Genomic DNA, 15,552 nt, shown 5'->3' with positions numbered 1-15,552 from the left:
CTGTCTGAAAGCCCATGCCCGACAAGACACCTTCCTGAAACGACCGCCAAGGTTTCCGATGATGGCCTTTGGGGCTTTCTCGCGTCGGAATGGCCAAGGGCCGGCTCTGGTTTCGGCCGTGTCAGCCCTTGCGCGCAAACAGCCCGTACCAGAGCCAATCGGGCAGGAATTGACCGCCCCGGAAGAGCCAGGAAAAAACCGTCGGGAAGCTGCTCTTGAACCCGTCGCCGTTCATCAGGTCGAACATGTGTGAAGCGGCATCTTCCGGTGTCATCAGGAACGGCATGTCGAAATCGTTCTTGTCGGTCAGCCGCGTCTTGATGAAGCCGGGATTGGCGATCTGCACCTTCACGCCAGTGTGGCGCAGGTCGGCGTACATCCCTTCGGCTAGCCACATGACACCGGCCTTGGATGCGCCGTAGCCGGTCGCGCCCGGCAAACCACGAAACCCCGAGAGAGAGCCGGTCAGGACGATGTGGCCCGCATCGCGCTCCACCATCCCGCCGATCACCGCACCGACCGCGCGGGCGGCCCCGGTGAAATTGACGTCGCACATGGCCTCGACCTCTTCGGCGTTCCACTGCTGCGCTTTCTGCGGCCAGTATACGCCGGCGAGATAGACCATCCCGTCGATCTCACCGATCTCGGCTGCGGCGGCTTCGACCGATGCGCGGTCTGCGGCGTCGCACGTGACCACTGAGCTTTTGCCCGGCAAGTCCGCCGAAAGGGCCTCCAGCTTATCTTTGGAGCGGGCTGACAGGATGACCTCGGCCCCCGCCTTCGACAGTTTTCGCGCCAGCGCTGCTCCCAGTCCTTCGGAGGCTCCGATCAGCCAGTAGCGTTTACGGGTCCAGTTACGCATCGGGTCTCTCCTTGGGTCGGATGATACAGAAAAGCTCTGCTACCTTGATGCCGAACTTGCGAAACTGGCTGCGATTGAGGATCACGCCGTCCTGTTGCAGGTACATCCAGTCGACAGCATCCAGAACATGACCTCCGTTCTCGACCGGCAGGCGAATTTTATAGCGCAGATTGACGGCATTGCCCTCGACCCGGCCTGTCCCGGCCCCGACGACGTCGCTCGCCTCGGCCCGAACGCTGCCGTCAGTTGCGACGTGCAGGTGCCATGCGCGGTCTTGCGTTGTGCCATCGTCGTAGAGAAAATGTTCTTTCATCACCCCCTCCGGCCCATCCCATGTGACCACAATGTCGGCCTGGAACCGCGACGTCACCCGCCCGGTCGGCCCGAAGATCATTCCTTCGCAGCTCATGTCCCCGCGCAGGTGCTGCGGCAGGACCAGGGAGGGTACGTTGTCGGCATATTCTGACGCCTTCTGTGACACGAAGCCCGTGAAATGGCGGATCGCAGCAAAAATCGCGAGGGCGAGGCCCGTGCTGGCGAGAAAAAGTAAAACGTTTGTCATGTGTCCATTTCCGGTCCGGTGCGGGCAATCAGGATCAGGGCCAAGGCTTTCAAAGCGAGCGGCACCCCGGCGTAGAGGATCGTAATAGACCAAAGCGCGGCGGGAGCATTTTGTTCCCCCGGTCGGAAGCCTGCGATATCAAGGATGGGAAATAGTGCGATCGCAGCGACAGCCAATGTTGCCTTGTTCACAAAGGACCACAGGCCGAATCCGTCGGCGGCGGTTGGGGCGATCATCTGCATCCGGCGGGCGAAGAGCGCGGGCAGCAGCGACAGATCCGCGCCGACGGCGGCCCCCGAGCCGATGCAGATCCCAGCGAAAAGCCAGACATCCCCCGTGCCCAGCGGCAGCGCGAATGCAAAGGTCACGATCGCCAGAACCATTGCAACCATCAGCGTGCGCCGCGCACCTAATCGAGTTGCAAGTCGGCCCCAAACGGGGACTGCGACCGCCGCTGATAAAAAGAACAGCAAAAGCAAAGGGCCTTCCTGTCCCGGCGCGCCCAGCCGGTCGGCCACGAAAAACAGAAACAGGGTCGAGGTGACGGCCACGGGTGTGGCATTGACCAGTGCAATCAGCAGGAGCCGTCGCGCCGTTGCATCGGACAGAACTACACGCAACCCGTTCGACGTGGGGGCTGCGCCGCGAGGCGACCACTCAGGCTCCATCGACAGCAGGGCCACCGCGGCCGCGGCAGCGAACAAAATAGCATACCACAGGAATGGTGCGCCGGTATTGGCCAGAATGCTGGGCAGGGCGGCGGCGATGCAGACGCCGATGAGCGAGCCGGTCTCGCGCCAACTGGCCAGCCGGACATGCCCGTTTGGAGCCGCACCGGCCTTGGCGACGCCCTGGGCGTAGAAACAGATCGTCAGGAAGGAAAACGCGGAGAAGAGCGCGGCCAGGGACAGCGCAAACCACCAGACCGGCGGCAGCATCGGGGGCACGGCAAAAAGCATCAGCATCGCACCGGCCATGATGACCCCCGCGCCCAGAACCATCGGGCCGCGTTGCTGACGCGTGATTTCCGCGAGTCGACCCAGCAGCGGATCCTGCACGAGATCGATCAGTCGCAGCAGAAACAGCGCGACCGACAACTGCGCCAGCGTCACGCCGTAGCTGTCCACATAGAACTTGGGCGCATGAATATAGATTGGCAGGCCTGCCGCCGCCAGCACGGCCGCAAACGTGGCGTAGCGCGGCAAGCCCGTGACGGTGGTCATGCCGGATTGTCCGGGCCGGATATCTCGGTTGCGGGGGGTGTCGGGCGACTGCGGAAACGCGCGCCCTTCCACCATAGCTTCAGGGCCTGCCAGTGAATCAGCGTCAGAACCCTCCGGGTTCCGAAGGGCCGCCGCAGCGCCGCGCGAAGCAGCGCGGTATTGGTCAACGGCACGCGGTGTCCGGTCAGCGTGGCAACCAGAGTGCCGTTGCCCTGCCTGTAGTCGATGCGGATCGAGATGCGGTCAGGGCGGATGTCGAAGTGAAACCGGTAGCCGCCTTCGACCGGCTGGAAGGGGGAAACATGCATCAATTTGCGTGCGGCAAGCTCAGTTCTTGCGGTGATAGGGGACAGATCGTCGCCATGGCACAGGTAGGAGTGGCGATCACCGTAGGTATTCGTCACCTCGGCGATGACGGCGACGAGGTCATCCATGTCATCATGGATCAGCCAGAAACTGACCGGATTGAACACGTGGCCCAACACGCGGGGTTGGGCCAGCAACAGGATGCGACCAGGCGTAAAAGACGGCAGTGCTTCGGCCAGAACGTCGTGAACCCAAGCGACGCCCCGTCCCTGATCAGCCGGGCCGCCGTGGTCGCGATCCCGGACTTGCGCAAACCCACGCCGATTGCGCGCGAACAGGGCGGGAAGGGGGCCATCGTCCGCTGGATCCAGAAGAACGTAATCCACGCCATAGCTGAACCGGTTCGATACGCCTTCGGCTGTTCGCCCGTGGAACGTCGTCCCCGGGATATGATCCAGAACCCGGCTCACTCCGCAGCGACGGCCAAGGCTTGTCGTCGAGCCATGCCGTCCACCACGTCAAGTGCGCTGGCAAAGCCGTCTTCGTGGAAGCCGTTCTTCATCCAGGCCCCGCAGAACCAAGTATTGTCCGTGCCATTGCGTTCCTTGATCCCGTTGACCGCAGCCATCATCGCCAGATCATAGACCGGATGGCGGAAGGTCTTTTGATCGTAGATCAGTTCTTCACGAATGGGCTGCTGGGCGTTGAGGGTCGAGAACAGGGGGTCGTCCTGCGGAATCGGCTGCAGGCGGTTCATCCAGTAGGTCAGGCCGATACGGTCGGGGCGGGCCGCCTGTTCCGCATAGTTCCACGACGCCCAGACCTTCTTCAGCTTGGGCATGACCGAGGCATCCGCATGGAGAACCGCATCATTATCCTGATAGCGGACGTTGGACAAAAGCGCGGTCTCCGCCTCGGTCGCGTCGGACAGAAGCCGCAGGGAAACGTCGGAATGGGTGGCCAGCACCACATCGTCGAAGGCCTCCCATTCGTCGCCGTTGATGCGGATATCGGCTCCGAATTCGGTGCGGCGCACACCTTGCACGGGCGCGCCAAGGCGCAGATCGACGCCCAGCCTCGTCATGTGTCCCTGAAGGCGGCGAACGTATTCGACCGATCCACCCTGCACGGTGAACCAATCGTGTTGGCCAGTATGGCCGAGCAGCGCGTGGTTCTCGAAGAACCGCACCATCGCCTGCGCCGGGAAATCCATCACGTTTTGGCTGGGCGTGGACCAGATCGCGCCCGAGATGGGCCCAAGGTACCAGTCACAGAAGGCCTGACCCAAGCCCATCTGTGAAAGGAAATCACGCAGGGGCAGATCCGGGTCGTGGGCGGCATCGGCGGCGCGGGCGTTAAAGCGGAATATGTCGCGCACCATCCGCAGGAACCGCGGGGAGACAAGATTGCGACGCTGCGCGAACATCGTGTCGGCGGTTTGCAGCGAGTATTCCACGCGCCCCCCGTCCAGCGATGCGGCGAAGGACATGTCGCTGTCGGCGATCGGAACGTCCAGATCGGTGAACATCTGCAACAGATTGGGATAGTTCACCTTGTTGAAGACGATGAACCCGGTATCGACCGGCTGATCTCCCCGTTTGCCCGCAAGCACGGTGCGTGCGTGGCCGCCCAAGCGGGGCTCGGCCTCGATCAGAGTGACCTGGTTGTCGGTGGCCAGCGCCTGAGCGGCGGCCATGCCGCTGATCCCTCCACCGATGACTGCAATACGGCGGGGCGGGGTCGAAGGTATCGAATGAAGCAACCTGTATCCTGTTCGTTTCTTGTCGTTAGGTCGTTTACGCACCCCAAGGGTTTTGGGATCAGTCGCGCATCCAAACATTATGGGTGACATGGCATGAAATGTGATCCGGGCAAATACGATGATCGTAGACAGGACAGAACTTGCATGCACGGGACCAGATCCCGATAACGGGACCACTGCGAAAGGCTCATATGAACCAGCTCGGTTATCATATCGCCCCCAAACCGGAGATTCCCGTGGCGATCACGGCGTCCGATGACGGCCATCACTGGGCCAGATTGCTGGTCGCGGTCGGTGCCGAGCGCGACACCGACGCTTTCGAAGCGCTGTTTCGCTATTATGCGCCGCGCGTGAAGGCCTACTTGATGCGCACGGGGCTCACGGCGGCGATGGCCGAAGATTGCATGCAGGACGTCATGGTCACCCTTTGGCGCAAGGCTCACCTCTACGATCCGACGCGCGCGGCGGTGTCGACATGGCTTTTCACGATCGCGCGCAACCGGAAGATCGACCTGATCCGCCGCGCCCAACGGTCCGAACCCGAAGACCTGCCTTGGGGCCCCGAACCAGAGCCGGATCAGGCAGACGCGCTTGGTATGCTTCAGGAGTCGGATCGCTTGGCGATGGCCGTCGCCGAATTGCCACCCAAGCAGCGGGACTTGGTGGAGAGGGCCTATTTCGGTGACGCGACACATTCTGAAATCGCGGCCGCCACTGGTTTGCCGCTCGGCACGATTAAATCCCGGATCCGGCTGGCGATAGATCGGCTACGCCACAGCCTTCAAGCAGATGTCTCCGGGGCATCGGGCTTTGCCGACGGTCGGAACAAGAAAATGGGAAGGGACTGATATGACGATCCGACATCCGATACCCGACGACCTCTTGATGGGGTACGCGGCGGGCCATCTTCCACCGACGCACGACTTGATGGTGGCGACGACGGTGTCGTTGGACGACGACGCGCGCGCGCGACTCGCCGGATTCGAAGCTCTGGGTGGTGCTCTTTTGGACAAGGGCGATGAAACGACGGTCTCGGATGGGTCGCTCGACGCGGTCATGGCGCGGATTCGTGGGGCCAAGCCCGTCGCGGTGGACGCACCCGTCGGAACGACGGCGACATTTCCGGCCCCACTGCGCGATGCGGTCGGCGGCGATCTGAACGCGGTGCGCTGGAAATCGGCTGGAATGGGCGTGAAGCAGGCCATCCTGGGCAGCGATGAAGGCGGCACGGTACGCCTGTTGTCGATCCCGGCGGGGCAGACGATGCCGGACCACGGGCATCATGGTGCGGAGTTCACGCTGGTCCTGAAGGGGGCCTTCGTCGACGGGGGGCAGCGGTTCGCGCGCGGCGACCTGGAAGTCGCCGATGCTTCGACCGAGCATCAGCCCATCGCGGATGACGGTGAGGATTGCATCTGTCTGGTCGTCACCGATGCGCCGCTGAAATTCTCGGGCCTGCTGCCACGGATCGCACAACGGTTCCTGAAAATCTGACGTGACCTTTTTCGAATGGCTGGTTTTTGCGGGGTTTTGGACGGTGTTCGTCACCTCGCCGGGACCGAACGCTGTGAATTGCATCCTGACGGCGTGGAGCGCGGGGTATTTTCGGGCTCTGTGGTGCGTTGCGGCGATCCTGTGTCAGGCGATGCTATTCTTGGGTTTGGCTGCATCTGGCGTCACGGCGTTGCTGGTCTCGGCACCCGGTGCTTTTGGCGCGCTCAGGGTTGCGGGTGCCCTTGTGCTGATTGCGCTGGGCGCGCGGGCTTGGCTGACTGCGGGTAAACCGGTCAAGACCACGGCCCCGCCCGCCTCGGGGATATTCCTGCGGGCCTTTGCCATCGCCACCCTGAACGCCAAGTCCGTGGCGGGATACCTCGCAGCATTTACGCAGTTCGTTGCCACCGATGTGCCCATCTCGACGCAGATGTGGATCATCGTACCGACGGCGCTGACGCTCACTACCCTCAGCTATTCCGGTTGGTGTGCGCTGGGCGCGTGGCTGGGCGGTCGCGCATTGGGCGTGGTCGCCAGCACGGCTTTGCGACGCGTGCTGGCGGGGTGTTTCGTGATTTACGGGGTGGCGCTTCTGATGCTTTAGTCGGCCATGGTTGCGCCATAGAGCGGTACGGTCGATATCGACATCTTGGCCGATCCTTCAGTCAGTTCCTGCGCGTGGGCCAGATAAATCAGGGTCTGGTTCGCCTCGTCGAAGATGCGCTTGATCCGAAGGCTTTTCAGGATGATCGACCGGCTTTCGCGGAACACCTGCTCCCCGTCCTGTGACCTATCGATATCGCCCACCTTGATCGGCCCGGTCTGGCGACAGGCGATGGACGCGTTCGACGGATCTTCGAACCAGTTGCCCTGCGACAGCCGGTCGATCAGCGATCGGTCGAAATACGCGATATGGCAGGTCACGCCCTCGACCTTCGGGTCGGAGATGGCGTCGATGACGATGTCGTTGCCGACCCAGTCCACACCCACTTCGCCGACTTGTTCGGCGGCGATGGAAAAAGGTGCGGTCAGCAGGAAGGCGAGAAGTGCGATGTGTTTCATGTTTCCAAACGCGATCTTTGATTGCGAAGTTACCTGACGTCGGTCGCAATCGGTCTATTATTCTTCCATGTTACAACAGGGATGAATGACATGACACGCATGACTGCCAAGGACTTCGATCAGGAACTTCTGGATCTTTACGACTACTACGCCCACGGGAAGATCACAAAGCGGGAGTTCCTGGACCGCGCGGGCAAATGGGCCGTCGGCGGGTTGACCGCTGCCGCGATCCTGTCGTCGATGTCGCCGAACTATGCGCTGGCGCAGCAGGTGGCCGAGGACGATGCCGACATCGTGGGCGAGGATATCGCCTACGACAGCCCGAACGGCCACGGGTCGGTCAACGGATATCTTGTGCGTCCCGCTGCGAGTGAAAATCCGCCTGCCGCTGTCTTGGTCGTGCATGAAAACCGCGGCCTGAACCCCTATATCCGCGACGTGGCGCGTCGTGTGGCCAAGGCCGGGTTCATCGCCCTGGCCCCGGACGGGCTCACTTCCGTTGGCGGATATCCCGGGAACGACGACGAGGGGCGCGAATTGCAGCGCAGCGTCGATGGCGAAAAGCTGATGAACGATTTTTTCGCCGGCTATGAGTATCTTGCCGCACTTGAGGGCACGAACGGCAAGGTCGGCGCGACCGGGTTTTGCTATGGCGGGGGCGTGGTGAACGCGCTGGCCGTGGCCTATCCGGAACTTTCGGCCGGAGTCCCGTTCTACGGCCGGCAGGCCGCCGCGGCGGATGTCCTGAAGATCGAGGCCCCCTTGCTGTTCCAGTATGCCGCGCTCGACACCCGTATCAACGCGGGCTGGGCTGATATGCAGAAGGCACTGGAGGCGAACGACAAGATCTATGAGGCATTGATCTGGCCAGACGTGAACCACGGCTTTCACAACGACACGACCCCACGGTACGATGCCGAGACGGCGGAAGCCGCTTGGGAGAAGACAATCGGCTGGTTCCGCGTCTATCTTGCATAATTCGAACCTGCGCCTTGATCCGGGAGCGGGTCCATGCTGACTTGCTCCCCATGATGTTGGTCGTATTTCTTGCCGTGCAGGCGCTGATCTTTGCGGCTTGGGCGATTGTATCACTCAGTATCCTGCTGGGGATATTCGGACGTGCTGTGTCCAGCGATCCGGATCTGCAGGAGGTAGATGCGCAGGCGGGTGCAGTCCGAAATTACCTGTCTGACCCTGTTAACCAGTTCCGGCGGCGGGTCTGGCTTGGCCTGACACCGGCCCTGCTGATCTGCGCCGCCATCTCAGGCATTGTCTTCACCCGGCTGTGACACTGGCGTTGGAGCGCGCAGCGCGCTAGGGCGCGTGCCATGACCGGACCGTCCACTCCTTATAACCCGCCGACCCGGCCGATCCCCGTTATTTATCGCGACGATCACCTGCTGGTGGTGGACAAGCCGGAGGGATTGCTGTCGGTGCCCGGACGCGGGGATCATCTGGCCGATTGCGTCTTGTCGCGGCTGGCTGTGAAATACCCGGAGGTGCTGCTGTGTCACCGGCTGGACCGCGATACGTCGGGTATCATGATCTTTGCATTGACCAAGGAGGGGCAGCGCAAGATCGGGCGCATGTTCGAGGTGAAGCGCATCAAGAAGCGCTATATCGCACGTGTTTGGGGCGAGGTGGTCGAAGAGAAGGGTACCATCGACCTGCCCCTGATTGTGGATTGGCCGAACCGGCCCTTGCAGCATGTGAACCATGAGACGGGAAAGCCCGCCGTCACCGATTGGCAGCGGATGGCGCGCGAGGACGGGACGACTCGCATGAAGCTGATGCCGCGCACGGGGCGCAGCCACCAGTTGCGCGTGCACATGCAACAACTAGGGCATCCAATCTTGGGCGACCCGTTTTACGCCGATGGAGCCGCACAGGATTTTCCACGCATGATGTTGCACGCCGAGGGGCTGAAGTTCGAACACCCGATCACCGGCCAGGTCATGCGTCTGGAGGCACCCTGTCCGTTCTGAAGATTGGGCGGTTCTGACGGTCAGACCTCCGTTTCCGCCGCAATCCGTCGCTCGGCAAGCGCCTTGGCGGCGGGGCGGCGCGTCATGGTGAAACGACCCGTGTTCGCGGGCATGTCCTCGAAGCTCCAGCATCCGGTGATGCGCCGCGCATCGGCGTCGACCCGCCCGACGTATTCGGGATCGGCGACCTGATCAAAGGTATAGGTCTTTGTCAGACGCACTTCCGAACCCACGATCCAGCCGGTTAGAAATCCGCGCAATTCCTTCATGGCACCGGGATGGAACGTATTGGGCTCGACCGTCTGCGCCCGCAGAGTCATGCCGCTCTGGATCATATCGGCCTCGAACGGGACGGAGGCCTCGCCGTCATCGTAATCAAAGCGGCCGATCCATTGGCCCGTCAGCGATTTGTTCACGTCTTCGCCCATCCCGTCTGGTACCGCGCCCTCCGCGACATTAGGTTACGTCAAGCAAAAGCAAGGAGACCCGACATGAGCCTGCGCATCAACCAGGTCGTTCCCGATTTCAAGGCGGAGACGAGCGAGGGACCGATCAGCTTCCATGACTGGATCGGCGACAGCTGGACGATCCTGTTCAGCCACCCCAAGGATTTCACCCCAGTTTGCACCACCGAGTTCGGTGCCGTCGCGCAGCTGGCCGACGAATGGGCCAAGCGTGGCGTGAAGGTCATCGGCATCTCGGTCGACGGCGTCGAGGATCATCGCAAGTGGAAAGGTGATATCGGCAAATTCGCCGGGGCCGAGGCGACCTTTCCGATCATCGCGGACGAAAGCCTGGAGATTTCCAAGGCCTATGACATGCTGCCCGCCGATGCCTACCTGCCCGACGGGCGCACGCCGAACGATACGGCGACCGTACGTTCGGTCTACATTATCGGGCCGGACAAGCAGCTGAAGCTGTCGATGACTTACCCGATGAATGTCGGTCGCAACTTCGCCGAGATTCTGCGCGCGACGGACGCGTTGCAGGCCGCCGCCAAGCACGGCATAGCGATGCCCGCCAATTGGGAAAAGGGCCGCGATGTGGTCATACCGGCGACCGTGTCGAACGAGGATGCCAAGGCCAAGTTCGGGGAGTTCACGACCCATTTCCCCTATCTGCGCACCACGAAGGACCCGTCCTCGGCCTGATTTCAGGAGAGGCGATCAAGGAGGGTTCGGGCGACGCGGGCAAACGCGGCCCTATCTTCCTTGGGAATGTCTGCAAACAAACTGGAGAGACCGTCCGTGCGCGCAGCGCGGGCGGCCTTAACGTTTTCGCGTGCGTGATCGTTCAGACGGATCACCGTCTTGCGCCGGTCGGTCGGGTGTCTCTCGCGCGCCAGAAGTCCCTCGGCCTCCAACTGGTCGACGAGGCCGGTGACGGCCTGTGGCGAGACGTGAAGATGTGACGCCAGATCGCGCATCGTCGCGGGGCCGTTGTCGGATAATTCGGCCATGAGCGCCACGCGGGGGCCCCGATCCGCACCGCTGCCTTGGGTGCGGCGCAGGGCGGGCGCAAGACGGTCGATAAGATCAGCCAGCGCCTTGGGCGAAGAGGGTTTTGCCATGACCGCAGGCTGAAGCTGCGGCGACGAGACGTCAAGTGATTGAGAACCGGTCGCGCAGGGAAATGAACAATGGTGTGCGCTGACCGTTTCGGCTTGCATCCGTTCCGTCCGCGTCAACCACTCCGGCGCGTTTGAAAGGTCAGTCCTTGGTGAACTCCATTCGGTATATGACATTCTCTCCTGTGGCGGGATCGACGCCCGGAGCGCCACTGATGACCAATCGATCACCTTCGAGGGTGAACGGGCGCTGCAGCGCGCCCTGCCAACTCGGGTTCCAGGATCCGTCGACCTCGTGGATGACCCGATTCCCCTCGATACGGTAGGAGGCGACATACGCGAGCATGTCATCGAACAGCCTGGCTTTCTCCTCCATCGTCCAAGCCTGGTCCTTGGGCGGGAAACGATCGCGGCGGAAGACCGATGCCATCATCCGACCGCATCGATGGTAGGCGATAAAGCCAATCGGAGAGGGGCCCAAGGCGTCGGTGGTCTCGCCCGTCGCCACCGATGTGCGGGTCCACGCCTTCATCCGCCACGACCCGATCAATGCCTCGACGTCCGCCATTGGTGCCTCCTGCGGCTGAATGCTTGTCAGGATCCTGTATTGCTTTTCTTTCAATGACGAGTGCGAAGAACTGGAAATGAGGTGTCCTAGACAGTCCTTGATCTCCTCCATGAAAGTCGAACGCGGCTTTCTGGCGTGATAAGCAGGGACCCCGACATGAAAAAAGCCGCCCCCGGAGGAGCGGCCTTTCTATGCTTGACGCGGTGTCGGCCCCCGAAGAGGGTCCGGTGCCTCAGCCCTGACGGGCCTTGAAGCGGCGCTGCGTCTTGTTGATCACGTAGACCCGGCCCTTGCGGCGCACGACGCGGCAGTCGCGATGGCGGTTCTTCAGCGACCGGAGGGAATTGCGAACCTTCATGGTAAGCGCTCCTGATGCCTGCGGGGGTGACGCCCCGGGTTGGTGTATGCCCCCGACGGGGGCGGTGAATGGTGGGCGATACTGGGATCGAACCAGTGACCCCTTCGATGTCAACGAAGTGCTCTACCGCTGAGCTAATCACCCGTCACAACAAGCCTGAACAAGTCCGACCCGCCGATTGGTGCGCGGTGGATAGTGTCTTTCACAATGGCGCGCAAGGGGGCTTTCGGCAGTTTCCGCAAAGCACTATCGTGTTCTTGGAGGAGCACTTGTCGCCCATGTCCAGGCAGCCATTCCAGTTGACGATGCCCAAGCACGTCACCACGCCCGTCGTGGTGGCGTCACCGCACTCGGGCCGCGGTTACGACGCGGCGTTCCTGGATACGACCGTGCTGGACGAGGAGCGTATCCGGTCGTCGGAGGATGCCTATGTTGATCTTCTGATCGAGCGCGTGCCGCAACTGGGGGTGCCGCTCCTGACGGCGGGGATGCCAAGGGCGTTTCTTGACCTCAACCGAGCCGCCGAAGAGCTGGACCCCGCCGTTGTTCAGGACGTACCGCGCGGCGCGATGAATCCGCGGATCAGTTCCGGCCTTGGCGTGATTCCCCGTGTCGTCGCGCAAGGCCGCGCGATCTACCGTGGCAAGATCACGCAAGAAGAGGCACAACACCGGATCGAAACATACTGGCGGCCCTATCACGACCAATTGCACGCGCTTCTGTCGTCGGCCCATCAGCAATTCGGGCAGGCGATCCTGCTGGATTGCCATTCCATGCCGCACGAGGCGATTGCCACGACTGGCGGGAAGGGGCGTCACGCCGAGGTCGTGCTCGGGGACCGATTCGGGTCTTCGGCGGCGACAGATCTCGTCGACACGCTAGAAGCGGTATTCGAGGGGCTCGGCTTGCGCGTGGCACGCAATGCTCCCTTCGCAGGAGCCTATGTCACTCAGGCCTATGGTCAGCCGGATCGCGGGCGTCATGCGATCCAGATCGAGATCGACCGCGCGCTATACCTCAACGAAGACCTGATCGAGCGGACGACGAACTTCGACGCGATCCGCGATCTGATGACCGAGGCCGTGGCGCAGTTCTGTCTGCATATTGGCCAGCCGCGTAGTCTGGCAGCCGAATAGGCGTTACCGCAAGGCGCGGCCCTTTCGAATCGCATCAACACCGAACCTGGCGCGGATTGCATCGGTAGCGCGCTCTGCCTCGCGTCGCTTTTCGGCATTGGGATCAAGCAGGTCATTTCCCCTGTCCGCCTCCTCGGCGCGCACAAGGTCGGCGATGCCGACCCCGATCAGCCGCGCCGGTCCGCGTTCGCCCGTTGCATCAAGCAAGGCGCGCGCCTCCCGATAGATGCGGTCGGCCAGTTGCGTTGGGTCGGACAGCGCGTGTCGCCGCGTGATGGTCGAGAAATCGGCGCGCTTGAACTTCAGCGTGACAACGCGCCCAGCGACGTCCTTGGCCTTGGCCCGCGCCGAGACCTGTTCCGACAGCCGCCACAAATGCCCGTCCAACGCATCGGCGTCGGCGGTGTTTTCGTGGAACGTCGTTTCCTTGGAGATGGATTTGACCGGGCGGCGGGCGTTGACCGCGCGCCGATCTTCGCCCCGCGCAAGATGCCAGAGCCGATCCCCCATCGACCCGAAGCGCCGGGACAGGTCGGCCCGGTCCCATCGCTTGAGGTCGCCAATGGTGTTGATGCCTGCCTTCTTGAGCGATTCTTGTCCCACAACGCCAACGCCCCAGATGATGCTCACCGGTTGTGGGGTGAGGAAGGCTTCGGTCTCGGCCCTTCCGATAACGGCGAACCCGCGCGGTTTGTCCAGGTCGGAGGCGATCTTGGCGAGGAACTTGTTATGGCTCAGACCGATGGAACCGGTGATACCGATTTCTTCGCGCATCCGTTTTGTCAGCCGCGCCAACATGACCGCCGGTGGCGCACCGTGCAGTCGGGCCGTGCCGGTCAGGTCGAGAAACGCTTCGTCCAGCGAGAGCGGCTCGATCGCGGGGGTCAGCTCCTCCATCAGGGCGCGGACCTGCTTCGATACCTCGACGTAGAGATCCATACGGCCCTTGAGCACGACCGCATCGGGGCAAAGTTCCAGAGCCTTGAACATCGGCATGGCCGACCGCACGCCCCGTATGCGTGCCACGTAGCAGCAGGTCGAGACGACGCCCCTTCGGCCGCCGCCGATGATGACCGGTTTGTCGGCCAGCTCCGGTCGGTCGCGCTTTTCGACGCTGGCATAGAAGGCATCGCAGTCCATGTGTGCGATCGACAGGTCAAACAGCTCGGGATGCGCGGTCACGCGCGGACTGCGGCACGACGGGCACCGCGTGCCTTTCTCGAAGGTTGTAAGACAGTGGCGGCACATGGCGGGCATGCTTTGGTGTAAGCCGCCCGGCCCGCCGTGGAAATGCCCCACTCTGCGACCCGGCGGACACAGGTCGTGGTCTTTGGTACGACAGACCATGCCGTAAGGGCCGTCCAGATCCTATAACGGTCTGTAATCACACGGCTGGAGCGACAATGATGAACCTGGAACAAGACCTGCTGAATTTCGCTGGCGAGAACGCGGTGCTGATCGGCATTTCGGTTTTCGTCATCGTCTGCATCCTGCTGGGCGTCCGCATCGTGCCACAGTCCGAAAAATTCGTAGTCGAACGCTTTGGGCGACTGCGCAGCGTTCTGGGGCCGGGCATCAACCTGATCGTCCCATTCTTGGACAAGGTGGCGCACAAAATCTCCATTCTGGAGCGTCAGTTGCCCAACGCGAACCAGGATGCAATCACGCGCGACAACGTGCTGGTGCAGATCGAGACCAGCGTTTTCTATCGCATTCTGCACCCCGAGAAGACGGTCTACCGCATTCGGGATGTGGATGCCGCCATTTCGACCACTGTCGCGGGTATCGTACGGGCCGAGATCGGCATGATGGAGTTGGACGAGGTGCAGTCCAATCGGTCCGAGGTGATTGCCAAGATCAAGTCGCAGGTGGCCGACGCCGTCGATGACTGGGGGATCGAAGTGACGCGCGCCGAAATCCTGGACGTCGATCTGGATGCGCAGACGCGCGAAGCGATGATGCAGCAACTCAACGCAGAACGGGCCCGCCGTGCGCAGGTCACCGAGGCCGAAGGAAGCCGCCGTGCCGTTGAGCTGGCTGCGGATGCAGAGCTGTACGCGGCTGAACAGACCGCCAAGGCGCGCCGTATCGCCGCCGACGCAGAAGCATATGCCACCGGCGTGGTGGCGCAGGCGATCGCCGATAATGGCCTTGAGGCGGCGCAGTACCAAGTCGCCCTCAAGCAAGTTGAGGCGTTGGTCGCATTGGGCGGTAAGGGTGGTTCGCAGACGATCGTCGTTCCGGCGTCCGCGATGGATGCCTTTGGCGAGGCGTTCAAGATGCTGAAAGGGCGTGGCTGATGTTTGCGACTTGGTGGGTCTGGGCGCTGGCAGCAGTGGTTCTCGGAATTCTGGAGGTCGTCGCGCCAACGTACATCCTGCTTGGCTTTGCCATCGGGGCCGGGCTTGTCTCTCTAGGCCTGATTGTCGGCCTTCTGGATGGTTTGGTCGCGACGACCTACGGGATCGCGTGGCTGGGGATCATCTTCGCGCTTCTGTCGCTCGTGGCGTGGCTGGCCCTGCGCGCCTTGTTCGGCAAACAGGGCGGTGGCGTCACGACTTTCGACAAAGATGTTAACGACTGACGGCTTCTCGCCGGACGGGTATCGACGCAGGCACTGCTGTCGCAGTACTGAATTCGGGCCGGGGCGGATCGCGCCCCCGTCGA

21 protein-coding genes and 1 tRNA gene are annotated in these 15,552 nt (G+C 62.3%); 10 read left to right on the top strand and 12 right to left on the bottom strand.

Annotated elements, in window-relative coordinates:
- Nucleotides 1-121 precede the first annotated feature (121 nt).
- From BLV27_RS07770 to BLV27_RS07750, 5 genes are read right to left on the bottom strand one after another with little or no spacing between them, the layout of a single operon-like run.
- A complete protein-coding gene (locus BLV27_RS07770) occupies nt 122-862 on the bottom strand; it encodes an SDR family NAD(P)-dependent oxidoreductase (RefSeq protein ID WP_092644600.1) in 741 nt (246 codons plus the stop codon).
- Entirely contained in the window at nt 855-1,424 is a 570-nt protein-coding gene (locus BLV27_RS07765) for a DUF3833 family protein (RefSeq protein WP_092644598.1), read from the bottom strand. Before BLV27_RS07765 ends, BLV27_RS07770 begins: the two co-directional genes overlap by 8 nt.
- Nucleotides 1,421-2,647: an MFS transporter gene (locus BLV27_RS07760; protein WP_092644596.1), complete on the bottom strand. Its 1,227-nt coding sequence runs from the start codon at nt 2,645-2,647 to the stop codon at nt 1,421-1,423. Before BLV27_RS07760 ends, BLV27_RS07765 begins: the two co-directional genes overlap by 4 nt.
- The gene (locus tag BLV27_RS07755) at nt 2,644-3,423 is read right to left on the bottom strand and encodes a DUF1365 domain-containing protein (protein ID WP_092644594.1); all 780 of its coding nucleotides are present in this window, start codon (nt 3,421-3,423) and stop codon (nt 2,644-2,646) included. The genes BLV27_RS07760 and BLV27_RS07755 overlap by 4 nt, the downstream gene beginning before the upstream one ends.
- Nucleotides 3,420-4,649: an NAD(P)/FAD-dependent oxidoreductase gene (locus BLV27_RS07750; protein ID WP_244504583.1), complete on the bottom strand. Its 1,230-nt coding sequence runs from the start codon at nt 4,647-4,649 to the stop codon at nt 3,420-3,422. The genes BLV27_RS07755 and BLV27_RS07750 overlap by 4 nt, the downstream gene beginning before the upstream one ends.
- Nucleotides 4,650-4,906: 257 nt before the next feature.
- Between BLV27_RS07750 and BLV27_RS07745 the strand changes: the two genes are divergently transcribed.
- The 3 genes from BLV27_RS07745 to BLV27_RS07735 are packed head-to-tail and all read left to right on the top strand — an operon-like array spanning nt 4,907 to nt 6,813.
- Nucleotides 4,907-5,563 carry a sigma-70 family RNA polymerase sigma factor gene (locus BLV27_RS07745; RefSeq protein WP_092644590.1) on the top strand — a complete coding sequence of 219 codons (657 nt, stop codon included), beginning with the start codon at nt 4,907-4,909 and terminating at the stop codon, nt 5,561-5,563.
- Between the two features lies 1 nt (nt 5,564).
- Nucleotides 5,565-6,209, top strand: a complete 645-nt coding sequence (locus BLV27_RS07740; protein WP_092644588.1) for a ChrR family anti-sigma-E factor — start codon at nt 5,565-5,567, stop codon at nt 6,207-6,209.
- Nucleotide 6,210: 1 nt separating this feature from the next.
- Nucleotides 6,211-6,813 (top strand): LysE family translocator, encoded by a 603-nt coding sequence (locus BLV27_RS07735; protein ID WP_092644586.1) that lies wholly within the window; start codon nt 6,211-6,213, stop codon nt 6,811-6,813.
- Here the strand turns inward: BLV27_RS07735 and BLV27_RS07730 are convergent.
- Entirely contained in the window at nt 6,810-7,271 is a 462-nt protein-coding gene (locus BLV27_RS07730) for a CreA family protein (RefSeq protein ID WP_092644584.1), read from the bottom strand. The two genes, BLV27_RS07735 and BLV27_RS07730, sit on opposite strands and share 4 nt — an antisense overlap.
- Nucleotides 7,272-7,352: 81 nt before the next feature.
- Between BLV27_RS07730 and yghX the strand changes: the two genes are divergently transcribed.
- Genes yghX through BLV27_RS07715 form a run of 3 tightly spaced genes read left to right on the top strand, consistent with a single transcriptional unit; the run spans nt 7,353 to nt 9,256 of the window.
- A complete protein-coding gene (yghX, locus tag BLV27_RS07725) occupies nt 7,353-8,249 on the top strand; it encodes a YghX family hydrolase (protein WP_425283649.1) in 897 nt (298 codons plus the stop codon).
- A gap of 50 nt (nt 8,250-8,299) precedes the next feature.
- The gene (locus tag BLV27_RS07720) at nt 8,300-8,560 is read left to right on the top strand and encodes a hypothetical protein (RefSeq protein ID WP_092644580.1); all 261 of its coding nucleotides are present in this window, start codon (nt 8,300-8,302) and stop codon (nt 8,558-8,560) included.
- A 39-nt stretch (nt 8,561-8,599) separates the two neighbouring features.
- Nucleotides 8,600-9,256 carry an RluA family pseudouridine synthase gene (locus tag BLV27_RS07715; protein ID WP_092644578.1) on the top strand — a complete coding sequence of 219 codons (657 nt, stop codon included), beginning with the start codon at nt 8,600-8,602 and terminating at the stop codon, nt 9,254-9,256.
- 20 nt (nt 9,257-9,276) lie between these two features.
- Here the strand turns inward: BLV27_RS07715 and BLV27_RS07710 are convergent, their stop codons facing one another.
- Nucleotides 9,277-9,672: a hypothetical protein gene (locus tag BLV27_RS07710; protein WP_139176571.1), complete on the bottom strand. Its 396-nt coding sequence runs from the start codon at nt 9,670-9,672 to the stop codon at nt 9,277-9,279.
- Nucleotides 9,673-9,747: 75 nt separating this feature from the next.
- Between BLV27_RS07710 and BLV27_RS07705 the strand changes: the two genes are divergently transcribed.
- Complete coding sequence (locus BLV27_RS07705; protein WP_092644573.1) at nt 9,748-10,407, top strand: peroxiredoxin; 660 nt, start codon at nt 9,748-9,750, stop codon at nt 10,405-10,407.
- A 2-nt stretch (nt 10,408-10,409) separates the two neighbouring features.
- Here BLV27_RS07705 and BLV27_RS07700 read toward each other — a convergent pair whose 3' ends face one another.
- From BLV27_RS07700 to BLV27_RS07685, 4 genes are all read right to left on the bottom strand, one after another.
- Nucleotides 10,410-10,826 carry a MarR family winged helix-turn-helix transcriptional regulator gene (locus tag BLV27_RS07700; protein ID WP_170831387.1) on the bottom strand — a complete coding sequence of 139 codons (417 nt, stop codon included), beginning with the start codon at nt 10,824-10,826 and terminating at the stop codon, nt 10,410-10,412.
- Nucleotides 10,827-10,965: 139 nt separating this feature from the next.
- A complete protein-coding gene (locus BLV27_RS07695) occupies nt 10,966-11,502 on the bottom strand; it encodes a lipocalin-like domain-containing protein (RefSeq protein ID WP_244504582.1) in 537 nt (178 codons plus the stop codon).
- Between the two features lie 121 nt (nt 11,503-11,623).
- Nucleotides 11,624-11,749 (bottom strand): type B 50S ribosomal protein L36, encoded by a 126-nt coding sequence (ykgO, locus tag BLV27_RS07690; protein WP_005850168.1) that lies wholly within the window; start codon nt 11,747-11,749, stop codon nt 11,624-11,626.
- 69 nt (nt 11,750-11,818) lie between these two features.
- Nucleotides 11,819-11,893, bottom strand: a tRNA-Val gene (locus BLV27_RS07685).
- A gap of 134 nt (nt 11,894-12,027) precedes the next feature.
- Here BLV27_RS07685 and BLV27_RS07680 point away from each other — a divergent pair.
- Nucleotides 12,028-12,885, top strand: a complete 858-nt coding sequence (locus BLV27_RS07680) for an N-formylglutamate amidohydrolase (RefSeq protein WP_092644566.1) — start codon at nt 12,028-12,030, stop codon at nt 12,883-12,885.
- 3 nt (nt 12,886-12,888) lie between these two features.
- Here BLV27_RS07680 and BLV27_RS07675 read toward each other — a convergent pair whose 3' ends face one another.
- Nucleotides 12,889-14,142 carry a DNA polymerase IV gene (locus BLV27_RS07675; protein ID WP_092644564.1) on the bottom strand — a complete coding sequence of 418 codons (1,254 nt, stop codon included), beginning with the start codon at nt 14,140-14,142 and terminating at the stop codon, nt 12,889-12,891.
- Nucleotides 14,143-14,291: 149 nt separating this feature from the next.
- Between BLV27_RS07675 and BLV27_RS07670 the strand changes: the two genes are divergently transcribed.
- Together BLV27_RS07670 and BLV27_RS07665 are read left to right on the top strand one after the other, a co-directional pair.
- Nucleotides 14,292-15,185, top strand: a complete 894-nt coding sequence (locus BLV27_RS07670; protein WP_092644883.1) for an SPFH domain-containing protein — start codon at nt 14,292-14,294, stop codon at nt 15,183-15,185.
- The gene (locus tag BLV27_RS07665; protein ID WP_092644562.1) at nt 15,185-15,469 is read left to right on the top strand and encodes an NfeD family protein; all 285 of its coding nucleotides are present in this window, start codon (nt 15,185-15,187) and stop codon (nt 15,467-15,469) included. The genes BLV27_RS07670 and BLV27_RS07665 overlap by 1 nt, the downstream gene beginning before the upstream one ends.
- Nucleotides 15,470-15,552: the final 83 nt, after the last annotated feature.

It is taken from the genome of Jannaschia faecimaris (genome assembly GCF_900107415.1).
GTDB classification, from domain to species: Bacteria; Pseudomonadota; Alphaproteobacteria; order Rhodobacterales; family Rhodobacteraceae; genus Jannaschia; species Jannaschia faecimaris.
Note: the sequence above shows the minus strand (reverse complement) of the source record. Positions and strands in the feature narration are given on the sequence as shown.